Source organism: Pseudarthrobacter phenanthrenivorans (assembly GCF_000813845.1).
Taxonomy (GTDB): Bacteria; Actinomycetota; Actinomycetes; order Actinomycetales; family Micrococcaceae; genus Arthrobacter; species Arthrobacter phenanthrenivorans_B.
In genome coordinates, this window is sequence record NZ_JWTB01000009.1 from 1 (window position 1) to 23,151 (window position 23,151).

21 protein-coding genes and 1 tRNA gene are annotated in these 23,151 nt (G+C 65.7%); all 22 read right to left on the minus strand.

Annotation, left to right across the window (positions count from 1 at the left end; translation table 11 throughout):
* Window positions 1-49: 49 nt before the first annotated feature.
* The 22 genes from RM50_RS04605 to RM50_RS04710 all read right to left on the minus strand — a co-directional run bounded on the left by RM50_RS04605 (window position 50) and on the right by RM50_RS04710 (window position 23,145).
* Window positions 50-949 carry a Bax inhibitor-1/YccA family protein gene (locus RM50_RS04605; protein WP_043450493.1) on the minus strand — a complete coding sequence of 300 codons (900 nt, stop codon included), beginning with the start codon at window positions 947-949 and terminating at the stop codon, window positions 50-52.
* A gap of 151 nt (window positions 950-1,100) precedes the next feature.
* On the minus strand, window positions 1,101-1,814 hold the full coding sequence (locus tag RM50_RS04610) for an ABC transporter ATP-binding protein (protein WP_043450494.1): 714 nt from the start codon (window positions 1,812-1,814) through the stop codon (window positions 1,101-1,103).
* Complete coding sequence (locus RM50_RS04615; protein WP_043450496.1) at window positions 1,801-2,748, minus strand: ABC transporter ATP-binding protein; 948 nt, start codon at window positions 2,746-2,748, stop codon at window positions 1,801-1,803. The genes RM50_RS04610 and RM50_RS04615 overlap by 14 nt, the downstream gene beginning before the upstream one ends.
* The gene (locus RM50_RS04620; RefSeq protein WP_043450497.1) at window positions 2,745-3,992 is read right to left on the minus strand and encodes a branched-chain amino acid ABC transporter permease; all 1,248 of its coding nucleotides are present in this window, start codon (window positions 3,990-3,992) and stop codon (window positions 2,745-2,747) included. The genes RM50_RS04615 and RM50_RS04620 overlap by 4 nt, the downstream gene beginning before the upstream one ends.
* Window positions 3,989-4,996, minus strand: coding sequence for a branched-chain amino acid ABC transporter permease (locus RM50_RS04625; RefSeq protein ID WP_043450499.1), 1,008 nt, complete (start codon window positions 4,994-4,996; stop codon window positions 3,989-3,991). The genes RM50_RS04620 and RM50_RS04625 overlap by 4 nt, the downstream gene beginning before the upstream one ends.
* 156 nt (window positions 4,997-5,152) lie before the next feature.
* The gene (locus RM50_RS04630) at window positions 5,153-6,385 is read right to left on the minus strand and encodes a branched-chain amino acid ABC transporter substrate-binding protein (RefSeq protein ID WP_043450501.1); all 1,233 of its coding nucleotides are present in this window, start codon (window positions 6,383-6,385) and stop codon (window positions 5,153-5,155) included.
* A gap of 243 nt (window positions 6,386-6,628) precedes the next feature.
* Window positions 6,629-6,702: transfer RNA gene (locus RM50_RS04635), tRNA-Leu, on the minus strand.
* 115 nt (window positions 6,703-6,817) lie between these two features.
* The gene (locus RM50_RS04640) at window positions 6,818-8,278 is read right to left on the minus strand and encodes an NAD(P)/FAD-dependent oxidoreductase (RefSeq protein ID WP_043450503.1); all 1,461 of its coding nucleotides are present in this window, start codon (window positions 8,276-8,278) and stop codon (window positions 6,818-6,820) included.
* Window positions 8,279-8,312: 34 nt separating this feature from the next.
* Window positions 8,313-9,716: a S8 family serine peptidase gene (locus tag RM50_RS04645; RefSeq protein WP_043450505.1), complete on the minus strand. Its 1,404-nt coding sequence runs from the start codon at window positions 9,714-9,716 to the stop codon at window positions 8,313-8,315.
* 4 nt (window positions 9,717-9,720) lie between these two features.
* A complete protein-coding gene (locus RM50_RS04650) occupies window positions 9,721-10,668 on the minus strand; it encodes a Ppx/GppA phosphatase family protein (protein ID WP_043450506.1) in 948 nt (315 codons plus the stop codon).
* Entirely contained in the window at window positions 10,665-11,336 is a 672-nt protein-coding gene (locus RM50_RS04655) for a DUF501 domain-containing protein (RefSeq protein ID WP_043450508.1), read from the minus strand. Before RM50_RS04655 ends, RM50_RS04650 begins: the two co-directional genes overlap by 4 nt.
* 27 nt (window positions 11,337-11,363) lie before the next feature.
* A complete protein-coding gene (locus RM50_RS04660; protein WP_043450509.1) occupies window positions 11,364-12,044 on the minus strand; it encodes an FtsB family cell division protein in 681 nt (226 codons plus the stop codon).
* A gap of 138 nt (window positions 12,045-12,182) precedes the next feature.
* Complete coding sequence (gene eno / locus RM50_RS04665) at window positions 12,183-13,463, minus strand: phosphopyruvate hydratase (protein WP_043450511.1); 1,281 nt, start codon at window positions 13,461-13,463, stop codon at window positions 12,183-12,185.
* A 118-nt stretch (window positions 13,464-13,581) separates the two neighbouring features.
* On the minus strand, window positions 13,582-14,154 hold the full coding sequence (locus RM50_RS04670; RefSeq protein ID WP_043450512.1) for a MazG nucleotide pyrophosphohydrolase domain-containing protein: 573 nt from the start codon (window positions 14,152-14,154) through the stop codon (window positions 13,582-13,584).
* A gap of 61 nt (window positions 14,155-14,215) precedes the next feature.
* Window positions 14,216-15,352 (minus strand): adenosine deaminase, encoded by a 1,137-nt coding sequence (locus tag RM50_RS04675; RefSeq protein ID WP_043450514.1) that lies wholly within the window; start codon window positions 15,350-15,352, stop codon window positions 14,216-14,218.
* 53 nt (window positions 15,353-15,405) lie between these two features.
* Complete coding sequence (locus tag RM50_RS04680; protein WP_043450516.1) at window positions 15,406-16,131, minus strand: DedA family protein; 726 nt, start codon at window positions 16,129-16,131, stop codon at window positions 15,406-15,408.
* 134 nt (window positions 16,132-16,265) lie between these two features.
* Window positions 16,266-16,895, minus strand: a complete 630-nt coding sequence (locus RM50_RS04685) for a DedA family protein (RefSeq protein WP_043450518.1) — start codon at window positions 16,893-16,895, stop codon at window positions 16,266-16,268.
* 6 nt (window positions 16,896-16,901) lie between these two features.
* Entirely contained in the window at window positions 16,902-18,218 is a 1,317-nt protein-coding gene (locus RM50_RS04690; protein WP_043450519.1) for a thymidine phosphorylase, read from the minus strand.
* On the minus strand, window positions 18,215-18,637 hold the full coding sequence (locus RM50_RS04695; RefSeq protein WP_043450521.1) for a cytidine deaminase: 423 nt from the start codon (window positions 18,635-18,637) through the stop codon (window positions 18,215-18,217). Before RM50_RS04695 ends, RM50_RS04690 begins: the two co-directional genes overlap by 4 nt.
* Window positions 18,638-18,642: 5 nt before the next feature.
* Window positions 18,643-20,163 carry an ABC transporter permease gene (locus RM50_RS04700; protein WP_043450523.1) on the minus strand — a complete coding sequence of 507 codons (1,521 nt, stop codon included), beginning with the start codon at window positions 20,161-20,163 and terminating at the stop codon, window positions 18,643-18,645.
* Complete coding sequence (locus RM50_RS04705) at window positions 20,160-21,557, minus strand: ABC transporter permease (RefSeq protein ID WP_043450525.1); 1,398 nt, start codon at window positions 21,555-21,557, stop codon at window positions 20,160-20,162. The genes RM50_RS04700 and RM50_RS04705 overlap by 4 nt, the downstream gene beginning before the upstream one ends.
* Window positions 21,550-23,145 (minus strand): ABC transporter ATP-binding protein, encoded by a 1,596-nt coding sequence (locus RM50_RS04710; RefSeq protein ID WP_043450527.1) that lies wholly within the window; start codon window positions 23,143-23,145, stop codon window positions 21,550-21,552. The genes RM50_RS04705 and RM50_RS04710 overlap by 8 nt, the downstream gene beginning before the upstream one ends.
* Window positions 23,146-23,151: the final 6 nt, after the last annotated feature.

The following is a 23,151-nucleotide window of genomic DNA, read 5'->3' on the forward strand; positions in this document are numbered from 1 at the left end:
TGGTGGGGCCCACTGTCGTTTCTTACGACGGCGGCAGGCGCATGGGTGCCTAGTCGTCGCCGCGGAGGATGGCCAGCAGGCGGATGATCTCCACGTACAGCCAGACAAGCGTGACGGTCAGGCCGAACGCCGCCGTCCAGGAGAACCGCTGCGGGGCGCCGTTGCGGACGCCCTCCTCAATGCTGGTGAAGTCCATGACCAGCGAGAACGCCGCCAGGCCGATGGCCAGCAGGCCGATGAGGACGCCGACGATGCCGCTCCGCAGGCCGAATGGTTCGTTGGTGACGCCCGTGAGCATCATGACCAGGTTGACCACCGAGAACAGGGCGTAGCCGGCAAGGGCAATCATGAAGAAGCGCATCGCCTTGGGCGTGGCGCGGACCTTGCCGCTCTTGAAGAGCAGCAGGGTGACGGCGAATACCGACAGCGTGCCGATCACTGCCTGCAGGCCGACCCCGGGGTACTGGGTGTCCAGGATCCTGGTCAGGCCGCCGAGGAACAGCCCTTCGAGGGCTGCATAGGCAAGGATCAGGGCCGGTGAGGGCTGCTTCTTGAAGGTATTGACCAGGGCCAGGACAAAGCCGCCCAGGGCTCCGACAATCATGAGCATGGAGGCCAGCGACAGCCCGACCGTGAGGGTGATGGCCGCGCCCACCAGCACTGCACCAAGGCAGGCTGCGGTCTTCATGATGACGTCGTCGAAGGTCATCCGGCCCGTGTCCGCCGGGCCTGCCGACGGCTGGCTGTACATCTGGCGCAGTTGTTCGTCCGTCATGGACTGCGGCTGGGTGCCCCAGCCCTGCTGGCCGTATGGTGCCTGGCCATAAGGCTGTTGGCCGTAAGGGCCCTGGCCGTACGACGCGCCATAGGGAGCCTGCGGGACAGGCGGTGCCTGGGTGGCTCCACGGAAATTCTTTCCGTTGAAGATCGGGTTGCCGCCAAGTGCCATTGCGGGATTCCTCCATGTGGGTGTGGGTGATGGTTGTGTGGTTACGCTACCAATTCCCACGAGGGGCCCGCTGGAGAAGTTCCCAGGGGGCCCGGTTGCAACCGAACCGTGACCGTTTCGTCCGGATCTGCACCGGGCCCCGCCGGGCCGGCTACCCCACGCCCAGGTAGGCCTCCTTGATGGAGGGATCTTCCAGCAGCTCTTTTCCGCTGCCGCTGTGCGTAATTTCGCCGGTTTCCAGCACGAAGGCCCGGTGCGCCCCGGCCAGGGCCTGGTTGGCGTTCTGCTCCACCATCAGGACGGTGGTGCCCTGGTTGTTGATCTCCTTGATGATCCTGAAGATCTGGCGGATGAACTGCGGGGCCAGTCCCATGGACGGCTCGTCCAGCAGCAGCAGCTTCGGGTTGGACATCAGGGCGCGCCCGATGGCCAGCATCTGCTGCTCGCCGCCTGACATGGTTCCGCCAAACTGCTTTTCCCGCTCCTTCAGGCGCGGAAAGAGGTCAAAGACGCGGTCCAGGTCCTTGGCAACACCGCTTCTGTCCTTGCGGCCGAAAGTTCCCATGTCGAGGTTTTCCATCACGGTCATGCCCGGGAAGATCCCGCGGCCCTCGGGGGCCTGGGAAATTCCGTGAACCACCCGGATGTGGGCCTTCATCTTGGTGATGTCCTGCCCGGCGAAAGTGATTTTGCCTTCCGAGCAGTTCAGCAGGCCGGAGATGGTGCGCATGGTGGTGGTCTTGCCGGCGCCGTTGGCGCCGATCAGGGCCACCACCTCGCCTTCCTCCACGGTGAAGGAGATGTCCCGCAGCGCCTGGATCCGGCCGTAGTGGACGGAAACGTTCTCAAGCTCAAGCAACGTCATCTTCGGGCTCTCCTAGGTAGGCGGCAATAACGCGGGGGTCTTCACGGATCTCCCGGGGCAAACCATCCGCGATCTTCTTCCCGAATTCCAGCACGACGATCCGGTCTGTCACTCCCATCACGAGTTTCATGTCGTGCTCAATGAGCAGCACCGTGTAGCCCTCATCCCTGATGGTGCGGATGAGGGCCATCAGTTCTTCCTTCTCCGCCGGGTTGAAGCCGGCAGCGGGCTCATCCAGGCACAGCACCTTCGGATCGGTGGCCAGTGCCCGTGCGATTTCAAGCCTGCGCTGGTACCCGTACGGCAACTGCCGTGAAAGGACATGCGCGTGGGTGCTGATGCCCACGAAATCGAGCAGGGCCATGCCGCGCTCGATGGCAGACTTCTCTTCCCTGATGTGCGTGGGCAGGCGCAGCAATGCCCCGCCGACGCTGGTGCGGTGCCGGGCATCCAGGCCAACCACCACGTTCTCCAGGGCTGTCATTTCCCCGAAAAGGCGGATGTTCTGGAAGGTCCGGGACAGGCCCAGCCGGGTAATCTTGTGCTGCTTGATTCCGTTCAGGACCTGGCCTTCCAGGACCACCTTCCCGCTGGTGGGCTTGTAGACGCCGGTCATCGCATTGAAGCAGGTGGTCTTTCCGGCGCCGTTGGGGCCGATAAGCCCCAGGATCTCACCACGCTTGATGTTGAAGCTGATGTTGTCGAGTGCCACCAGGCCGCCGAACTTGATGGTGAGGTTCTGCACCTCCACGATGTTGTCGCCAACTGCGACCGCGATGTCGCGGTCCGGCGCCACTTTCTCGGCAAGTTCCTGGTCCACCCCGGCCTCGGCCAGGGCCTCGATGTCGATTTCGGGCGCAACAGCCGCGGAACCGTCCTGTGCCGGCTGTTCCTCCACGCTGCTGGAGCCGCTGTGCCTGTCCTCGGAGCTCATGCCTCCGCCCCTCTCTGTGCTGCAGCGCCTGCATCGGGACCTACTGCGGGCTTGTCAGTGTCTTTGGCTCCCGAGGTATCGCGGCTGATGACCCTGTTCATTGCCGTGCGGCCGTACGCAAGCAGGCGCTGGCGTGCCGGGAGCAGCCCCTGGGACCGGAAGATCATGATGAGCACCAGCGCGATCCCGAAGATCAGGTACTTGTACTCGGCGATGGCCGTGAACCTCAGGGGGATGTAGCTGACCAGGGCCCCGCCAAGGATGGCGCCGACCTTGTTGCCGGCGCCGCCAAGGACGACGGCGGCCAGGAACAGGATGGACGTGGTGACGTCGAATTTCTGGTTGTTGACGAAGCCCACCTGGCCGGCGAACAAGGCACCGGACAAGCCGCCGATGGCAGCGCCAATGGCGAAGGCCCAGACCTTGTACTTGAAAGTGGGAACGCCCATGATTTCCGCGGCGTCCTCATCTTCGCGGATGGCGATCCAGGCACGGCCAACACGGCTGCGTTCCAGGTTGCCCACGAGGAGGGTGACGATGATGATGATGGTCAACGTCAGCCAGTACCAGGGCACGCCGTTCGAGTTGGAGAAGATCGGTGTTCCGTCAGGTTCGGTGCCCGGCGGGTGGCCGACGTTCTGGAAGCCCACCTGGCCCTTCATGGCGGGGATGATCGTGGCAAGGATGCGCACGATTTCGCCGAAGCCGAGCGTCACGATGGCAAGGTAGTCGCCCCTGAGGCGCAGGGTTGGCACGCCCAGCACCACGCCGAAGAACATGGTCACGGCCATGGCCACGGGAATGGTCCACAGGTACGGGATGTGCAGGAAGGGCGAGTCCGGGCTGGTCAGCATCGCCGCGCAGTAGGAGCCCACCGCGAAAAAGGCCACGTATCCCAGGTCCAGCAGGCCTGCGTATCCCACCACGACGTTGAGGCCTACGGCGATGAGCGCGAACCGGGCCATGTCAAAGCAGGCCAGGGCGAAGTTGTTGCCGGGCTCCGTGGTGATGATGGGCGGGTTGATCAACGGCAGCAGGTAGGCCAGGACCACCACGATGACCAGGAATGCCCACTGCTGCTGCCGGGACAAGGCATGCCAGCGGTCGGAGAAATATCCGCCTTTGCGCCCCCCTCGCTGCCGGAGCGCGCTCTTGCCTGCGGCTTTCGCTGAGGCTTCGCGTTCCTCCGCCGCCTGTTCCGCGGCTGCTGTCTGCAGCGGCGTCGGGCCGTCGGTCATGCTCATGCTTTGCTCCTTCCAAGGGAGGTTCCCAGGATGCCTTCGGGCCGCAGCAGCAGCACGAGCACCAGCACCACGAACGCCACGACGTCGGTCCACTGCGAGTTGCCGAGCAGGATCTGGCCGTAGTTGCCGATCAGGCCCAGCAGCAGGCCGCCCAGCAGCGCCCCGCGGACGTTTCCGATACCGCCGAGCACCGCCGCTGCGAACGCCTTGATTCCCAGGACAAAGCCGCCGCTGTACTGGACACCGGACGGGATTTTCATGACGTAGAACAAGGCGGCGGCTCCTGCGAGCAGGCCTCCGATGACGAAGGTGGTAATAATGATGCGCTCTTTGTTGACGCCCATCAATGTTGCGGTGTCCGGGTCCTGGGCGACGGCCCGGATGCCGCGGCCCGTGCGGGACTTGCTGATGAACCTGTCGATGCCCACCATCATGATCACGGCCGCGATGATGATGACCAGCTGCTGGCTGTCGATGATGGTGCCGAAGACGTCGAAGATGGGCGTTGGCCGGAACATGGTCAGGGCAAGCTCCGGGCTGGGACCGCGCCACAGGTAGATGAGGTACTGGATGGTGAAGGAAGCACCGATGGCGGTGATCAGGAAGACCAGGCGGGGCGCATTCCGTTGCCGCAGCGGCTTGTACGCGATCCGTTCCAGCAGGAACGCGGTCACGGCAGATGCAACCATCGCCAGGATCAGCGCGAGCAGCAGGTTCAGGATGATGGCCCAGATATCGAGCCTGGGAACGGACGGCCCGAAGCCCAGGCTGCTGAGGGTGAAAAAGACTGCATAACAGCCGACAATGAAGACTTCCGAGTGGGCGAAGTTGATCAGGTTCAGCACGCCGTAAACCAGGGTGTAGCCGAGCGCTACAAGCGCGTAGATCGCCCCGAAGGTAAGGCCGTCAAAGGTTGCGCTCCAGAAGTTCTCGACCAGGGACGGAATGTCGAAGGTGATCCAGTCGTTTTCGGTGGGAAGTAAAGGGACAAGTGAGGGAAGCATGGAAACATCTCGATCCAGTTGAACGCGGCCTTTTGGGCCCGGCCGTGGGACTTGTGTCTAGTGACGTTACGTGGTCCTGGGCTGCTGCCAAGCGAAGAAAAGGCTGTGGGGGCCTGCTGATGCTGGCCCCCACAGCCGTTGCCTCGTGCCGGGCTGCTACTCGCCGATGGGACCGACGGGAACGATCTTCCCGTTTTCCACCTTGTAGCCGTATACGGTCGGAGCCTGGAGCTCGCCCTTGGCATCCCACTTGTAGTGCTTGCTCAGGCCGTCCTTGTCGTATGCCTTAACCCAGGCCAGCAGGTCGGGGCGGCTCTGCTTGCCTGCGTCGATGCCGGACAGGAGAACAGTTGCGGCGTCGTAGCCTTCGATCGAGTACGTTCCGGGTTCTGCACCCTTGGAGATATCCTTGTAAGCCGATGCGAAATCGGTGATCAGCTCACCGGGGATGCAGGGGCAGGTGAAGTACGCGTTGTTGGACGCGTCGCCGGCCTGCTTGATGAACTGGTCATCCTTCACGCCATCGGGTGCCACGAACGTGCCCGTGAAGCCCTTCCCGACCAGCTGCTGGTCGAACGGTGCGCCCTCGGCGTAGTAGCCGGCGTAGAACACCGCATCTGCCTTGGCGTTCATGATCTTTGAGATAACGGCCGAGAAGTCCTTCTGGCCGGTGGTCACCTTCTCCGTGCCCGCCAGTGCGCTGCCGAGGCCGGCGGAGGTGGAGGTGCCCAGGCCAATGCCGTAATCGGAGTCGTCCTGCACGAGGTACACCTTTTTGGCGCCGAGCTTTCCGGTGAGGAACTTGGCGGCCGCCGGACCCTGGACGGCGTCATTGCCGAGGCCCCGGAAGAAGGTGGTCCAACCGTTTTGGGTCAGGCTGGGGTTGGTGGCCGACGGCGTGATGTGGACCAGGCCCTTCTGCTCGAAGATGTTGCCCGTGGCCTTGGACTCACCCGAGAACGGAAGGCCAATGACGCCCACGATGTCCGGCTCGCTCACGAGCTGCGTGACCGGGCCGGTGGCCTTGTTGGGGTCACCTTCGGTATCGAACTTCTTGAACTGGACCTGGCAGCCCGGGTTGGCCTTGTTGTGCTGGTCGATGGCCAGCTGGATGCCGTTGAAGATGTTGACGCCGAGCTGGGCGTTGGGACCGGTCTGGGCGCCGGCGTAGGCAAGCGTGGTGGTTGAGGGGCAGGTAGCCTTGCCGTCGCCGGCCGGTTTCACCGCACCGGCAGGAACATCAACTTTCGAAATGGCGGGGATGTTCACCTTGCTGGACGAGCCCGAGCTTTCGGTGGTGCCGGTGCCCGACTGGTTGGCGCAGGCCGACAGCAGCATGCTGAGTGTGGCTGCTGCCGCCAGCGAGGTGAGGACTTTCTTTCGGTACATTTTGTCTGCCTTCCGAAACAGGGCCATGCGATGCGTGCGGATCAATGGGGCGCTTCGGCGCCCGGAATGGACCAGGAATTCCTGATTCAGCTTCAAGCTAGTGCATAGATGCCAGCGAAACTAAGTGACTGAGGTCACAGCCTTATAACAGTAGTTTTCTGTGGGGAATTAAACGCCGAAAGCCGCCTGCTCACAGGCGGCTCTCGGATGTCCGGGAAGGTGGCGCGGCGGCCGGGACAGGTGTACCCCAGGTGGGACTCGAACCCACAACACGCGGATTTTAAGTCCGCTGCCTCTGCCAATTGGGCTACTGGGGCGCCGGGTCAATGGTACCTGCCCGGGACGCATTGGCTGGAAACGCCGACGGCGGCCGGCCCCGGAGAGGGGACGGCCGCCGTCGGACGCTGTAAAGCTCCGTGGAGCGGGCAAACGCTACTTGGCGTTGGCCGACACCGTTTCCTTGGGAGCGGAAACAGCGGTCGAGCCGGAGCCGCCGGCCGGAGCAGCCGCGGCTGCCGGATTCGGAGCCGGGGTGGCTGCTGCGACGAAGGCGCCGCGCGGGTTGTCCAGGTCCATCAGCTGGGTGGTGTCGCGGCCGGCGAAGAAACCGATGATCCAGTTCAGGATGACGCGGAACTTGCGCTCGAACGTGGGCATGGCCATGCCGTGGTAGCCGCGGTGGGCCAGCCAGGCGAGTCCGCCCTTGAGGCCGATGCGGCCCAGGAGGTTGATGTTGGCAACGCCCTTCCACTCGCCGAAACCGGCCACGGCACCCAGGTTCTTGTGCTTGTAGTCCGTCAGCGGCTTGTCCCAGCGCGAGGCCCACAGGTTCTTGGCGAGGCGCTTGGCCTGGCGCAGGGCGTGCTGGGCGTTGGGGACGCAGGTGCCGTCGGGCAGGCCCTTGCCGGTGAGGTCCGGGACGGCGGCGATGTCGCCGGCTGCCCAGGCGTTCTCAATGATGCCTTCATCGCCGGCGATCCGCAGGTCCGGCAGGACGCGGACGCGGCCACGGGGCTCCAGCGGGAAATCGGTGGAGCGGACCATCGGGTTCGCCTGCACGCCGGCGGTCCAGACGAGGGTGTCCGCCTCGAATTCCTGGGCGGGGGTCTTGTCCGGGAGGTTGATGAGCTTCAGGGTGCCTTCGGCGCTGTCCAGCGAGGTGTTCAGCAGGACTTCGATGCCGCGGCTGCGCAGGTGCTCAACCACCCAGTCGGCCTGCTTGGCGGTGACCTCGGGCATGATCCGGCCCATGGCCTCGACCAGGACGAAGCGGACTTCCTCCTGCTTGATGCGGGGGTTGTTCCGGACCGCGGCGCGGGCGAGGTCTTCCATTTCGGTGATGCATTCGATCCCGGCGAAGCCACCGCCGACCACCACGAAGGTGAGGGCCTTGGCGCGCGCTGCGGGGTCGGTCATGGTGGAGGCAACCTCGATGCGCTCCAGCAGCTTGTTGCGCAGTGCAACAGCTTCCTCAATGGTCTTCAGGCCGATGCCCTTGTCCGCCAGGCCCTTGATCGGGAAGGTGCGGGTGATGGCGCCGGCTGCGAGCACGACGTCAAAGTAGGGAATTTCAAAGTTTTCGCCGCCGTCGGCGGGAGCCACCACAGCCGTGCGGTTTTCGTGGTCGATCGAGGTGACGCGGCCCTGGATCAGCTCCGTCTGCTTGAGGTGCTGGCGGTGGGACACCACTGCGTGGCGGGCTTCGATGTTGCCGCCGGCGACCTCGGGGAGGAAGGGCTGGTAGGTCATGTAGGGCAGCGGATCGACGACGGTGACGATGCCACCGGCGTTTGCGATCTTCTTCTGCAGTTTCAGTGCTACGTACAGGCCGACGTACCCGCCGCCGACGACGAGTACCCTGGGACGGTCCTGGAGCTGTGGGGTGGTTGCCATAGTTTAAGGATAGCGCAGTTTGTGAAAATCTTCACTAACTAGACCGGTGGTCCGTAATCTGCGGATTCCGGCGCGTTTGCACCCGGTCCACCACTCCTGTGTCGGCTTCTTCCCTGGCAAGGGATGGGTTCCGGGCGGCCCTCCGGATCTGGATGGCGGCCGCCGCGATGATCGCCACGAAGAGTGCCCCGAAACCGATCACGACGGCGGCGCCAATGGCACTGTCCCGCTGCGACGGCGCCTTGGCTGCCGGCACCGTGGCTTCGGGCAGCGTCGGTGCCGCGCTGGGCACTGACGTGGCGGTGGGCAGCGGGGTGGCGGGAGCGGCGTTGCCCCGGCGGTGTACCCGGATCCATTCGGCGATGGTGCCGAGCGGGTTTGTTGATACCTCGGGGACGTCGGCCTTGAGCGCTGCCTCGGCGTTGAGGATGCCGTAACCGTACAACGGGTCCTTGCCCGGGGCGCCGGCGTCCTTTGCCGTGGAAACAATTCTGTTGATCACCTGTTCGGCGCTCATGTCCGGCCACCTGGAACGGATCAGTGCGGCGACGCCGGCAACGATCGGCGTGGAACCGGACGTGCCGGCCCACTCCGCGTAGCCGCCCCCGGGCAGCCCGCCCAGGAGGTTTTCGGCAGGAGCGGCCACGCCGATGCTGATGCCCTGGGACGAAGCATCCACACTGGCCAGGTTCTTCCGGTCCAGGCCGGCCACCGTGAGGACGCCGGGGATCGTGGCCGGGGCACCTACCTGGGTATTGCCGCCCACCCGGTTGCCGGCAGCGGCGACGATGACCACGTCCTTTTGCTCGGCGTAGAGGAAGGCGGCGTCCCAGCTTTGCGGCCATTGGGGCGTGGTGCTGCCAAGCGAGATGTTGATGACCTTGGCGCCGTTGTCCACGGCCCAGCGGACTGCTTCGGGAATCTGGTCCTGGTCGCTCTTACCGGAGGGGTTGGGTGAGCCCAGCCAGGTGGAAACGGACATGAGCTGGGCTTCCGGCGCCACGCCCATGATGCCGTCCGGGGGTGTTCCTGCCGGGCTGGGGCTTGGGCTGGCGCTGGCCGGCTGGTGTCCGCGGCCTGCGAGCATGGTGGCCACCAGGGTGCCGTGCTCAGGTTTGGAACCCACGCTCTTCTGGCCGTCCGGCTGGCCTGAGCCGGACGCGTCGTATCCGCCGGCAACCGCGCCCTTGAGATCGGGGTGCTTGGCATCGATTCCGCTGTCGATGACTGCCACCTTCACGCCGGCGCCCTTGGACACTTCCCAGGCCTTGGTGATGCCGGAGTCGGCCAGCCAGTATTCTTTGTCGCGCCATTCGTCAGCCTGGGCGGCGGGCGCGGTAAAGATGCCGGCACATGCGCAGCATGCGGCCAGGAGAACGGACATAACGGCCGCCAGGGCACGGTGCACGGGCGGGGTGGATGCTGGAGTCGGGTGCATGAACCTAGCCGATGCTCAGTGCGATGCCGTCGAGGATATCGTGCTCGCTTGCGGTTGCCCCGGTGATCTTTCCGCCGCTCAGCTCCCCCATCCGCTCCAGGATCCGCCGCCACACCAGTCCCCCGGCGCCGATCACGTCGACGCGGCCGGGGTGCATGTACGGCAGCGCCGCGCGGTTGTCCCGGGTCATTCCCAGCAGGTCGGTGGCGGCGGCGCGGATGTCCGCGATGGGCAGCCCGGTGCCGTGGATGGCTTCCGGGGAGTAGGCGGGCAAGCGGAGCGCATGCGCGGTGATGGTGGTGACGGACCCGGCAACACCGACGACGGCGGTGGCGCGTTCCAGGGGCACCTCGAGCCGGGCTTTTTCCATGGCCGCGTCCACGTCGGCTTCCGCGGCGGCAATCTGTTCGGCGGTGGGAGGGTCGCTTTGAAGGTGCCGTTCGGTCAGTCGGACGCAGCCGACGTCCACGGACTTGGCGGCGGTGACACCGGCTGCGGTGCCCAGGACGAATTCGGTGCTTCCGCCGCCGAGGTCCACCACCAGCACCTGGTGCCCGTCGAGGATGGGCAGGACGCTGCTGGCACCGGCGAAGGACAATGCTGCTTCCTCATTGCCGGAAATAACCTCAGGTTCCACGCCGAGCAAATGCCTGACGCCGTCCACGAAGACATGCCGGTTGCGGGCGTCCCGGCTGGCGGAGGTGGCCACGAAGCGGATCCGTTCCGCCCCGTGCTCCTTGATGAGGCGGGCGTAGTCGGCGGTGGCGGCAAGGGTGCGCTCCAGTGCTTCCGGAGCCAGCTCGCCCGTGGCGTCCACGCCCTGGCCCAGCCGGACCACGCGCATTTCCCGGACGACGTCGGTAAGTGCCGGGCTGCCGTTGCTGCGGTCGATGTCCGCGATCAGGAGCCGGATGGAGTTGGTGCCGCAGTCGATGGCGGCCACACGGGTCATTCCGGGACCTCCGTGGCGGCGGCGGACTTCCGTACCGGGGCGGGCCGGCCAACGATGTCCGGCAGGCCCTGCGGCCCGTGCCGGCTCAGGTCCCGGGAAGGAGCCTCCCCGGTGGTGTCCCAGGCACCGTCGCAGTAGCACTTGTCGGCGGTCCACCACTCGCTGATCATCGCCAAGGCCTGGTCGCCGAGGGGGTTCACGCCGCTGCCTGCGGCCAGGGAGTGACCCACCAGGACGTGCAGGCATTTGACCCGCGTGGGCATCCCGCCGGCCGAGACACCGTCGATTTCCGGAACCGCACCGATCCCGGACCGCTGCCCGATGGCATCGCGGGCGGCCAGGTACTCTTCGTGGGCCCCGCGGTAAGCGGTGGCGAGTGCTGGGTCAGCGGCCAGTTGTTCGTTCATGGTGTTCATGACACCCGCCGCTTCAAGCCTGGAAACCGCGGACGTGATCACCGGGTGGGTCAGGTAGAAGGTGGTGGGGAACGGAGTTCCGTTGCTGAGGCGGGGGGCAGTGGCGGCGACGAGCGGGTTCCCGCAGACGCAGCGCGCCGGAATTTCCACGACGTCGCGGACGGGGCGCCCCAGCTGCCTGCTCAGTACTTCAAGGTCGTGTGCTGTTGGTTGGCGGGACTCATCCCGGGCGGCTGCCGTGTTGTGTTCCACTGTCGCGGGCCGTCCTTCCTGTGCGGTTCAGTCTGTGGCCGCGCGCCTGATGGACTCCCACAGGGAATCCACCCACGGCAGATCGGCGGGGTCTTGTGATGCTGCGGCGGGGCTACTGTTTTGTCCGGCCGGCTCATCGCTGCCAAAAACCCAGTAGCCGGTTTCGCCCGGCATAACCATGTTAATGCGGTCGCGGGCCTGCTGTTTGACGTAATTGGGGTCCTGCCAGCGCGAAACCTGCTGCCGGAGGGCGTCGCCCTCGGCCTGGCGTGCGGCGATATCGGCATTCAGCGCGTCGATTTCGGCTTTTTTGTCGAAGAAGATCTTCACGGTAGGCGCGAGCATGATGGTGATGGCAATCATCACCACGGCCAGCGCCAGCATGCGGCCGGAAAACGCCTTGGCGGGGACGGGGTGGTGCCCGCCGTCGTCCGTCCGTTCGTCCTGCGCCCCGGTCGGGCTGCTGCCCTTCCGCCCCGTGGACGGCTTGGCGTCTTTCTCGTCCTTGGCCTTTCCCGTGGGGGCCTGGCCCGGGGTTCCACGGCCGTGGTTGCCTCGTGCGGGTGCGGTGTTTTGCGCTGCCGTGCCCTTGCCCGGCCGGAAATCCGCCCTGATGACCTCCGCGCCGCCGGAGGATCCGTCGTCGGCCGTTTCCTTGGCTGGACGGGTGGGGGCGACCTTGGGAACTTTGGGGCGGCGGGTAGCCATGACACTCCTGAAACGCAGCCTGCCGGGGCCGCCACGATCTGTGCTGGACGAACAAAGCTGACGAACACTGCTGCTGCAAACAACAGCGGTGGCTATGGTCTTTCAACCATAGCCACCGCGGCGGGGTTTAGGCGGTTACTAGCCCTTGAAACGCGGGAACGCGCTGCGTCCTGCGTAACGTGCGGCGTCGTCCAGTTCCTCTTCGATGCGGAGCAGCTGGTTGTACTTGGCGACGCGCTCGGAGCGGGCGGGAGCACCGGTCTTGATCTGGCCGGCGTTGGTGGCCACGGCGATGTCGGCGATGGTGGTGTCCTCGGTTTCGCCGGAGCGGTGCGAGGTGATGGTGGTGTAGCCGGCGCGCTGGGCCAGGCTGACGGCGTCCAGGGTCTCGGTCAGGGAGCCGATCTGGTTGACCTTGACCAGCAGCGAGTTGGCGGTCCTGGTGTCGATGCCGCGCTGCAGGATGGCGGGGTTGGTGACGAAGAGGTCGTCACCCACCAGCTGGACCTTGTCGCCGATGGTGTCGGTGAGGGTCTTCCAGCCGTCCCAGTCGTTCTCGTCCAGCGGGTCCTCGATGGAGACCAGCGGGTAGGCGTCCACGAGCTCGGCGTAGTAGGCGCTCATCTCGGTGGCGGAGAGGGCCTTGCCTTCGAACTGGTAGGCGCCGTCCTTGTAGAACTCGGAGGAGGCAACGTCAAGGGCCAGGGCGATGTCCTTGCCCGGGGTATAGCCGGCGTTCTTGATGGCTTCCTGGATCAGGTCCAGTGCTGCGCGGTTGGAGGGCAGGTTGGGCGCGAAGCCGCCTTCGTCGCCGAGGCCGGTGGACAGGCCCTTTTCCTTGAGGACGGACTTGAGGTTGTGGTAGACCTCAACGCCCCAGCGCAGGCCCTCGGAGAAGGTTTCGGCGCCGATCGGGACGATCATGAATTCCTGGATGTCGACGTCGGAGTCGGCGTGGGATCCACCGTTGAGGATGTTCATCAGCGGCACGGGCAGGACGTGTGCGTTGGGGCCGCCCAGGTACTTGTACAGGGGCAGGTCGGCCGAGGCGGCGGCCGCGTTGGCGACGGCCAGGGAGACGCCGAGGATGGCGTTGGCGCCCAGCTTGCCCTTGTTGGGGGTGCCGTCCAGGTCCAGCATGGCCTGGTCGATGCTGCGCTGGTCGGTGGCGTCAAAGCCGGTCAGGGCCGGGGCGATCTGGTCGATGACGGCGTCGACGGCCTTCTGCACGCCCTTGCCCAGGTAGCGGCCCTTGTCGCCGTCGCGCAGTTCGACGGCCTCGTGCTCACCGGTGGAAGCACCGGAGGGGACAGCCGCGCGGCCGATCTGGCCGTCGGAGAGCAGGACTTCGACTTCTACGGTGGGGTTGCCGCGGGAATCGAGGATCTCGCGGGCGTGGATGGCATCGATAAGCGCCATGAATTTGCTCCTTATGGGCGATTAACGGGGGGAATCAGGCAGAAAACTCGACGTACTCGTCAGGGACTAGCGTAGTCGAGAGTGCTCCGGGTTACTCAAACGGGTCAAGGCCCGGACGTCATGATGGCGCATGGCGGTCCTGGTAGCGGCGGACGGCGGCCCGCAGGGCACGTTCGGCGTCCATGCCATGGTCCCGGGCGGACCGTACGACGGCGAGGAGCAGGTCTCCGAGCTCCTCCTCGTTTCCAGGGACGGGAGTGGCCGCGGGCAGCCCGAGTCCTGCACGGGCGGCACGGTCCAGCGACTTCCGGGCCTTTGCAAGCGCGGGGAGAGCGTCCGGAATACCTTCAAAGGCGGTGCGGCGCTCCGGCCGTTCGGCGCGCTTGACGGCATCCCACTTCTGTTCAATTTCCTCCACAGTTGCGGGAAAGCTGTCCTGAAGCGAGCCGTCAGACCTGAAGACATGCGGGTTCCGGCGGACCATTTTGGCACCCAGGCCGCGTGCGACGTCGTCGAACGTGAACGCGCCGCGTTCCTCGGCCAGCCGGGCGTGCAGCACCACCTGGAGCAGCACGTCACCCAGCTCCCCCTGGAGTTCGGCGTCCGGGTGGCCTTCCTCGATGGTTTCGGCGACCTCGTAGGCCTCCTCGAGGAGGTATTCCACCAGGGAGCGGTGGGACAGCGCACCCATCCAGGGGCAGTGTTCGCGCAGCTGCCCTATCACCTGAACGAGCCTCTCGACGGGCGGCTGCTCAGCCAAGGTTGGCGTAGGCGTCGTTGATGTACTCCACCAGCGCTTCCTTTTCCTCCAGCGGCAGGAAGGACGCCTCGGCAGCGTTGAGGGTCAGCTCCAGCAGGTCGTCGAGGTCGTAGTCGAAGGTTTCCACCAGCAGGTTGAACTCATCCGTGAGGGTTACGCCGCTCATCAGGCGGTTGTCCGTGTTGATGGTGACGTTGAAGCCCAGCTGGTAGAGCATGTCCAGGGGGTGGCTCTCGATGCCTCCGCCGAATTCGGCAATGGCGCCGGTCTGGAGGTTGGAGGACGGGCAGATTTCCAGGGCGATGCCGCGGTCGCGGACCCAGCTGGAGAGGTCGCCGAGGGTTACAAGGCCCACGGTGTCTCCTGCTTCCTCGTCGTCGTCGAATTCCACCATGATGTCTTCGGCGATGCGGACGCCGTGGCCCAGCCGGAGGGCCCGTCCGTCCACCAGCGCGGACTGGATGCTCTCGAGCCCTGCGGCCTCGCCTGCATGCACGGTGGCCGGGAAGTTGTGCTGGGCGAGGTAGGTAAAGGCGTCCCTGAAGCGGCTGGGCAGGAAGCCGTCCTCGGCCCCGGCGATGTCGAAGCCCACGGCGCCCTTGTTGCGGTGGCGGACGGCCAGTTCGGCGATCTCCTGGCCGCGGTCCGCGTGGCGCATGGCCGTGATCAGCTGGCCCACCTGGATCTCGCGCCCTGACTCGGACACGGCTTCGACGCCGGCTTCGAGGCCTTCCTGCACGGCTTCGACGGCTTCGTCGAGGCTGAGGCCCTTCTGCAGGTGCTGCTCGGGTGCCCAGCGGACCTCGCCGTACACCACGCCGTCATCGGCGAGGTCCTCGACGAATTCCTTCGCCACCCGGAACAGGCCGTCGTAGGTCTGCATGACGGCCACGGTGTGGTCGAAGGTCTCCAGGTACCGGACCAGCGAGCCTGAGTCAGCGGATTCGCGGAACCACTGGCCCAGGGCCACGGGGTCGGTGGACGGGAGCGTGTGGCCCACGGCCTCCGCCAGTTCGATGATGGTGGCCGGACGGAGTCCTCCGTCCAGGTGGTCATGAAGGGAGACCTTGGGCAGGCTCTTCAGGTCAAAATCGATGGCAGGGGCAGCGTCAACAATGGGCTCAGTCACGTTCCCACCTTAGGGTGGGGCGCAGTTCAAAGCCAGCCGTTCACGGCCGGCCGCTACTTGACGGCTGGGCCGGCTTCTGCCGAGGGCACCACCAGGGCCTGGGTGCCGGCCCGGCTGTCCTGGCCGGGGCCGGAGGATTCCCCGTTCCAGCTGTCCGCTTCGGATGCGTCGTGGCGGCCCAGCCGTTTGTGCCACCAGCGCAGCAAATGGTCGATGACCACGCCGAGGACGATGGCAAACACGACGGCGATACCGGCGCTCAGCAGGGGGTTGTGGTGCAGCCACGGGAACGAGCTGGCCAGCAGGCCAATGCCCAGGGAGTACCCCACCCAGGTCACGCAGGCGAAGGCGTCAAAGACGAAGAACCTGCGGTGCGAGAATCCGGTGCTGCCTGCCACGTAATTGACCGCTACCCGGCCCCAGGGAATGTACCGGGCGGTGAAGATCAGTACCGCGCCACGCTTTTCCAGTTCATAGCGGGCCCACGCAAAGACTTTCCGGACCTTGGGGCGGCGCATCCAGCCCCAGCGGTCCAAGCCGATCTTGCGGCCCAGCATGTAGGCCATGTTGTCGCCGCAGATGGCGCCGATCAGGGCGGTGAGGCCGAGGATCCAGAGATTGGGTTCGCCGCTGTGCCGCGAAAAGGCCGCCAGCGCCACAATGAGGGTCTCGCTCGGGACCACCATGGCGAAGCCGTCCACGAAGAAGAACACCAGCAGGATGGGGTAGATCCACCATTGGCCCGCTGCATGGAGCACGGCCTCATTAATAAACTCCACGCGGTGTTGCTCCTGTATGAAAAATGACACAGCCAAAGTGCCGCAGCCAAAGCGGAAATCGTTCCTAAGTGTCCCATGAGGGAGGCGAAGTACGCTACGTCTCCGAGCCGGGAATTACTCCTTGAACGTGCCGGTCACACCTCCGGTTCCCGGATCCGTTCCACCACGTTGGGTTTGCCGCGGAATTTGTTGATGACCAGGTCCACGACGATGCCCAGCGCGACGGCGCAGACGATGGCTATTGCCGCGCCCAGGAGGTGGTTGTCCTCGAACCACTGGCCGAAGAAAAGTCCGATGGCCACGGAGTAGCCGGCCCACAGGGTAGCCGACAGGATGGTCAGGCCGACGAACCGCAGATGGGGATAGTGCGTGACTCCCGCGGTGAGGTTCACCGCCACCCTGCCGATGGGCACGAAGCGGGCCACGAGGATCAGTGATGCCGGGCGCTTCCGCAATTCGCGGCCTGCCCAGCGGAACGCGCTTTGCATCCGCGGTCCGCGCATCCACGCCCACCGGCGGGTTCCGACCCGCCTGCCCAGGAGGTACGCGATGTTGTCCCCCGAAAAGGCACCCGCTGCCGCCACCATGGCCAGGAGCAGCGGGTTGGGTACGTCCGCCGTGGCGGCGACGGCTGCCAGGCCCACCACGACGGACTCGCTGGGAATGGGCGGGAAGAAACCGTCGATGACGCAGCAGGCCAGCACCAGGACCAGCACCCACGGCTGTCCGGCTGCGGCGAGGATGAAGTCGTTGATGGCCTGCATGGGTCGCTACGCTATGCGGTCGATAATGAGCTGCTGGGCAGGCCGGGAGCCTTCCGGGGCGATGACTACGGCGTGTTCCAGGGCTTCCCGGGCACGGGCGAACCGCTCGGGGGTGTCGGTGAGCAGCGTCATCAGCGGCTCCCCAGCGCGGACGGTGGCGCCGGGCTTGGCGTGCATGCGCACCCCGGCCCCTGCCTGGACGGCATCCTCCTTGCGGGCGCGGCCGGCGCCGAGCCGCCACGCAGCCACCCCGACGGACAGGGCGTCCAGTTCCACCAGCACGCCGTCCGCCGGGGCGTAGACCACATCGGATTCTTTGGCGTCGGGAAGGGCGGCCCGGGGGTCGCCGCCCTGCGCGGCGATCATCCGGTTCCAGACGTCCATCGCGCGGCCGTCCTTGAGCGCGGCAGCGGGGTCGGCGTCGTGCACGCCTGCACAGGCGAGCATCTCCCCAGCGAGCCGGACTGTCAGCTCCACCACGTCATCCGGGCCGCCACCGGCCAGGACCTCGAGGGATTCCTCCACTTCGATGGCATTGCCGGCGGTGAGGCCCAACGGAGTGTTCATGTTGGTCAGCAGCGCCACGGTGTTGACCCCGGCGTCCTTGCCGAGCGCCACCATGGTTTCGGCGAGTTCGCGGGCCCGGGCCTCGTCCTTCATGAACGCGCCGCTGCCTACCTTGACGTCCAGGACCAGCGAGCCGGTGCCCTCGGCGATCTTCTTGCTCATGATGGACGACGCGATCAGCGGAATCGCTTCCACGGTGCCCGTGACATCACGCAGCGCGTAGAGCTTCTTGTCAGCCGGTGCCAGCCCGGCTCCGGCAGCACAGATCACCGCCCCCACGTCCTGCAGCTGGGCCAGGATTTCGTCGTTTCTGAGGTTCGCCCGCCAGCCCGGAATGGATTCAAGTTTGTCCAGGGTCCCGCCGGTGTGGCCCAGCCCGCGGCCGGACAGTTGCGGGACGGCGACGCCGAACACCGCCACCAGCGGGGCCAGCGGCAGGGTGATCTTGTCCCCCACGCCTCCCGTGGAGTGTTTGTCCGTGGTGTACTTCAGGCCGCCGTCGGGGCGCCGGAGGCTGGAGAAATCCATCCGCTCGCCGGAAGCAATCATGGCCGCGGTCCAGCGGGCGATTTCGGCGCGGTCCATGCCGTTGAGCAGGATGGCCATGTTCAGGGCGGCCATTTGCTCATCAGCAATGGCTCCGCGGGTATAGGCGTCGATGGTCCAGTCGATCTGTTCGGGGCTCAGCGTCCCCTTGTCCCGCTTGGTGCGGATGATGTCGACGGCGTCGAACGCTTCGGCTTTGTTCTCGGTCACCGGGTCTCCTCCAGGTGTTCGGGACCAAAGGCGTCGGGAAGCACCTGGTCCATGGTTTTGATGCCGGCGGTGGTCATGAGCTGCATGCCCGGGGCCCGGAATTCGTAGAGCAGTTGCCGGCACCGGCCGCAGGGCATGAGGACGTTGCCGGCCCCGTCCACGCAGTAGAAGGCCCGAAGCAGTCCGCCCCCGGTCATCTGCAGGTTTCCCACCAGCGTGCACTCGGCGCAGAGCGTCAGTCCGTAGCTGGCGTTCTCCACGTTGCAGCCGGTGACGATGCGGCCGTCCCCGGTGAGCGCCGCAGCGCCCACCGGAAACTTCGAATACGGGGCGTAGGCGTTCTTCATGGCGGCGACGGCCGCGGACTCCAGCATTTGCCAGTCCACGCCCTGTCCCTGTGAGCCGGCTACCTTGTCCATGGCCGTCATCCCTTGACGTAGGGGATGCCGTCGGCGGCGGGCGGCCTGGACCGTCCCACCAGGCCGGCCACCGCGATGACGGTCAGGGCATACGGCAGCATCGCCATGAACTGGCTGGGCACCGGCGAGCCGATGATGGTGATGATGCTTTGAAGGTTGTCGGCGAATCCGAACAGCAGCGCGGCCAGGAACGCCCCGATCGGGTTCCAGCGCCCGAAGATCATGGCGGCAAGGGCGATATAGCCTCGGCCGCCGGACATGTCCTTGCTGAAGGCGTCCACCGACACAAGGGTAAAGAAGGAACCGCCAATTCCGGCGATCGCGCCGCCCATGAGGACGTTGATGAAGCGGGTCCTGTTGACGTTGATGCCCACGGTGTCCGCCGCCTGCGGGTGCTCGCCGACGGCACGCACCCGCAGGCCCCACTTGGTGTGGAACAACCCCACGTATACGACGATCACGGCCACGTACATGAGGTAGCCGACCAGGGACTGCCGGAACAGGATAGGGCCAATGATCGGGATGTCGGCAAGGAACGGGATATCCACAGCCTGCAGCCGGCCGGGCTTGTTGAGGTGTTCCGGGTCTGCGGTAAGCAGGGTGGAGAACAGGAAGCTGGTGAGGCCACTGATCAGAACGTTGAGCACCACGCCGACGATGATCTGGTTGACAAGGTATTTGATGCTCACCACTGCGAGGACCAGGGACACAAGAGCACCGGCGATGGCAGCAGAGATAAGGCCCACATAGACGTTGCCAGTCACGGTGGCGACTACGGCGGCGGAGAAGGCACCGAGCAGGAGTTGGCCTTCGATGGCGATGTTGACCACGCCGGCCCGTTCACACAGCACTCCCGACAACGAGCCGAATACCAGGGGTACGGCCAGCGTCACGGCGCCGGCCAGGAGGCCGCCGAGGGAAATGGACGGCTCGGGGTCACGGCCGCCTGCGACGATCCAGATCATGAACCCGACGAGGAAGACCACCGCGAAAAGACCCCCCACCCATCCGGGGGTGCGCCGCCGCTGCACGGTCAGGAAGCAGGAGTATGCCGCCAGGGCGACCAGCAGGATCGAGCAGATCCAGCCCAGCGCCATCGACGGTACGGTGACCTTCTCCACCCGTGCCACACCCAGGGCGGCCAGGCCCAAGACGACGACGGCAGCGATGGTTGTAGCGGGAATCCAGCGGTCCACTCCCCCGCCCTCGCGCCGCTGGCTGATCCAGCGGTAGCCGACGTAGGCGGCGGCCGCCAGCGCCACGGCCAGGGTGATCCACGCTGCGGTGGAGGAGGCGTTCGGATCACGCGCTTCGGCGATCCGGAACCCGGCAGATTTTGTGTTGGCCAGGAGCCCGAACAGCACGGTGCCCAGGATGGCGAGCAGGCCCAGGCCAATGCCGGCCTTCCAGCTCACCAGTTCCGTTGTGCCTGCCGGGCGGCCGGCACGGTTGGTTCCGGTTGTCTTGCCGGTTCCCTTTCCGGTGCCTGGCTGTTTGCTGGCGGGAGATTGTGTGGTGGCGCTCATGCTGCCGCTCCGCTCTTGACGCCGCCGGTACGCGAACCTGCGGTTCCACTTGTGGTGGTCTTCTTCTTACGGGGGTTGAGTCCGAATATCGCACGGACCAGCGGCGGTGCTGCAATAAACAGCACGATCAAGGACTGGATGACCAGCACGATGTCGATCGGCGTCTGTGTCTGGGCCTGCATTGCCACGCCCCCGGCGCGGAAGGCGCCGAACAGCAGGCCGGCGAAGAAGGTTCCCCACGGCGTCGAGCGTCCCAGCAGCGCCACCGTGATGGCATCAAAACCGATGGAGGCGGCGACACCGCCGGAAAGGTACTTTTCCGTGCCGGACACCTGGGCCACGCCGGCCAGGCCGGCCAGCGCACCGGCGATCGCCATCACCAGGATGGTACTGCGGGCGACGTTGATGCCGGCGGTGCGGGCCGCGCTGGGGTTCGCGCCGACGGCGCGGAACTCAAAACCGATCGTGGAGCGGTTCAGCAGCCACCAGACAAAGGCGGTGGCCGCTATCGCCATCAGAAAGCCGGCGTGCAGGCGGAATTGCGGTCCGAGCAGTTCGGGGAACAACGCGGTGGAGTCAAGGAACGGTGAGATCGGGTTGGTGGAACCCTTGCGCTGGAAAGCCGGGGTGGTGAGCAGGAACAGCAGCAGGAAGTTGGCGATGTAGTTGAGCATGATGGTCACGATTACCTCGTGCGCGCCGGTGCGTGCCTTCAGCAGGCCGACGACGCCGCCCCAGACCGCGCCGCCGACCAGTCCGGCCAGGATGACGACCAGCAGGTGCAGGCCGATGGGCAGGTGCCAGGCGAAGCCGACGTAGGCGCCGAAGAGCGCACCGAAGATGATCTGCCCTTGGGCACCGATGTTGAACAGGCCGGCGCGGAACGCCAGCGCGACGCCGAGCCCGGCACAGATCAGCGGGGTTGCGACGGTGAGGGTCTCGGTGATCGGGTACAGCTGCGCGGCGAGGTCGGCGCCGGCCCAGTTGAAGATGGATCCCTGCACGAGGGCAGTGTACGGACGGATGACCTCGGTCAGGAGGTCTCCGGGCTGGGCGAAGAAGTAGCCGGCCGTGACGGCGACCTTGGGGTTGGTCACTGCCATCAGGATCCCGCCAAGCACGATGGCAAGCAGCACGGAGAGGAAGGAGACCATGGCGTTGCCGGTGAAGATCTGGTGCAGGACCGATCCGCTGCTGTCCCGGTCATGGTCCCGGCCATGACGCTGGGTGGCTGCGGGAACGGCTGACGGCGGCATTTGGCCACCTGCGGTGTCCAGCACGACGTCTGAGGCGACAGCCTCGGAGGTGGTGCCGCCGGGCACCTGGGTGCCGGCGCTCTCCTGGGCGCCGCTGTGGTTCGTGGCCTGCGGTTCCGGGGTTGTCTTCTCAGACATGGGATTCTCCTTCATGGCCGGCAGGCTCCGAAACCGCCGCTGTGGTCGTGGCGCCGGAGGCATGGGCGGAGGCGCTGGCTTCCGCTTCCGCGGCCGGGACACCCGCCATCATCAGGCCCAGCACGTCCCGGGAGGTGGTGGCGGGTACGATCCCCACGAGCCGGCCGCGGTAGAGCACCGCGATCCGGTCTGCCAGCTGCAGTACTTCATCCAGTTCCGTGGACACGATCATGACCGGCGTTCCGTGGTCACGTTCGGCGATGACGCGCTTATGGACGAACTCAATCGAGCCGACGTCAAGGCCGCGTGTGGGCTGTGAAGCGATGAAGAGGCGCAGCGGGCGTGAAAGTTCGCGGGCCAGCACGACCTTTTGCTGGTTTCCGCCTGAGAGGGTCCCCACCGCTGCCGAGACCGACGGGGTGCGGACGTCGAATTCCTCGACCTTCCTGGCGGCGTTCTCGGCAATCACGCCGGGTTTCATCCCCACACCGCGCGCGAAGGGTGCCTTGTCATAGAGGTCCAGGATCATGTTTTCGGAGATGGTAAACGTGCCCACCAGGCCGTCAAGGGTGCGGTCCTCGGGGACGAAGCCCACGCCGGCACCGAGGACGTTCTTGACGCTCTTTCCCAGCAGTTCAACACCGTCGAGCGTGATGGACCCGGCCACGTGCGGCTGCACGCCTAGAATCGCCTCGGTCAGTTCCGTCTGGCCATTGCCCTGCACTCCGGCGATGGCGAGCACTTCGCCCTTGGCGATGTCGAAGGACAGGTTATCGACCACGTGCTGGCCGTTGTGGTCCGTCACGGTCAGGTTGCGGACCTTGAAGGTCACCTCACCAGTCTTGGCCGGCGCCTTGTCGAGTGTCAGGCTCACGGTGCGGCCCACCATCGCGGACGCCAGTTCGGTGGGGGAAGCCGTAGGGTCGGCCTGCCCGACCACCTTGCCTCGGCGGATGACCGTGATGGTGTCCGAGATGGCTTTGACTTCACGCAGCTTGTGGGAGATGAAGACGATCGACTTACCGTCGCGCTTCAGCTGCCGGATGATGTCCAGGAGTTCATCGGTCTCCTGCGGCGTCAACACGGCAGTGGGTTCGTCGAGGATAAGCACCTCGGCATCACGAACCAGCGCCTTGATGATCTCTACCCGCTGCTGGACCCCGACCGGCAGGTCCTCCACCATGGCGTCGGGGTCGACGTCGAACCCGTATTGGTCCGAGATAAGGCGGATTTTCTCGCGTGTGGCTTCCAGATTGAGCAGACCGGCGGCTTTGGTGGTCTCATTGCCCAGCGCCACATTCTCGGCCACTGAGAAGACAGGGATGAGCATGAAATGCTGGTGAACCATTCCGATGCCGGCGGCCATCGCCTCGCCGGGGTCTTTGAAGACCACAGGCCTGCCATCGACAAGGATTTCGCCCTCGGTCGGATCGTACAGTCCGTAGAGCACGTTCATCAGGGTGGATTTGCCTGCGCCGTTCTCTCCCAGGAGGCAGTGCACCTGCCCCGGTTCGACGACCAAATCGATGTGGTCATTGGCTACCAGGGACCCGAATCGCTTCGTGATCCCTTTCAGTTCGAGTTTCAAAACCCC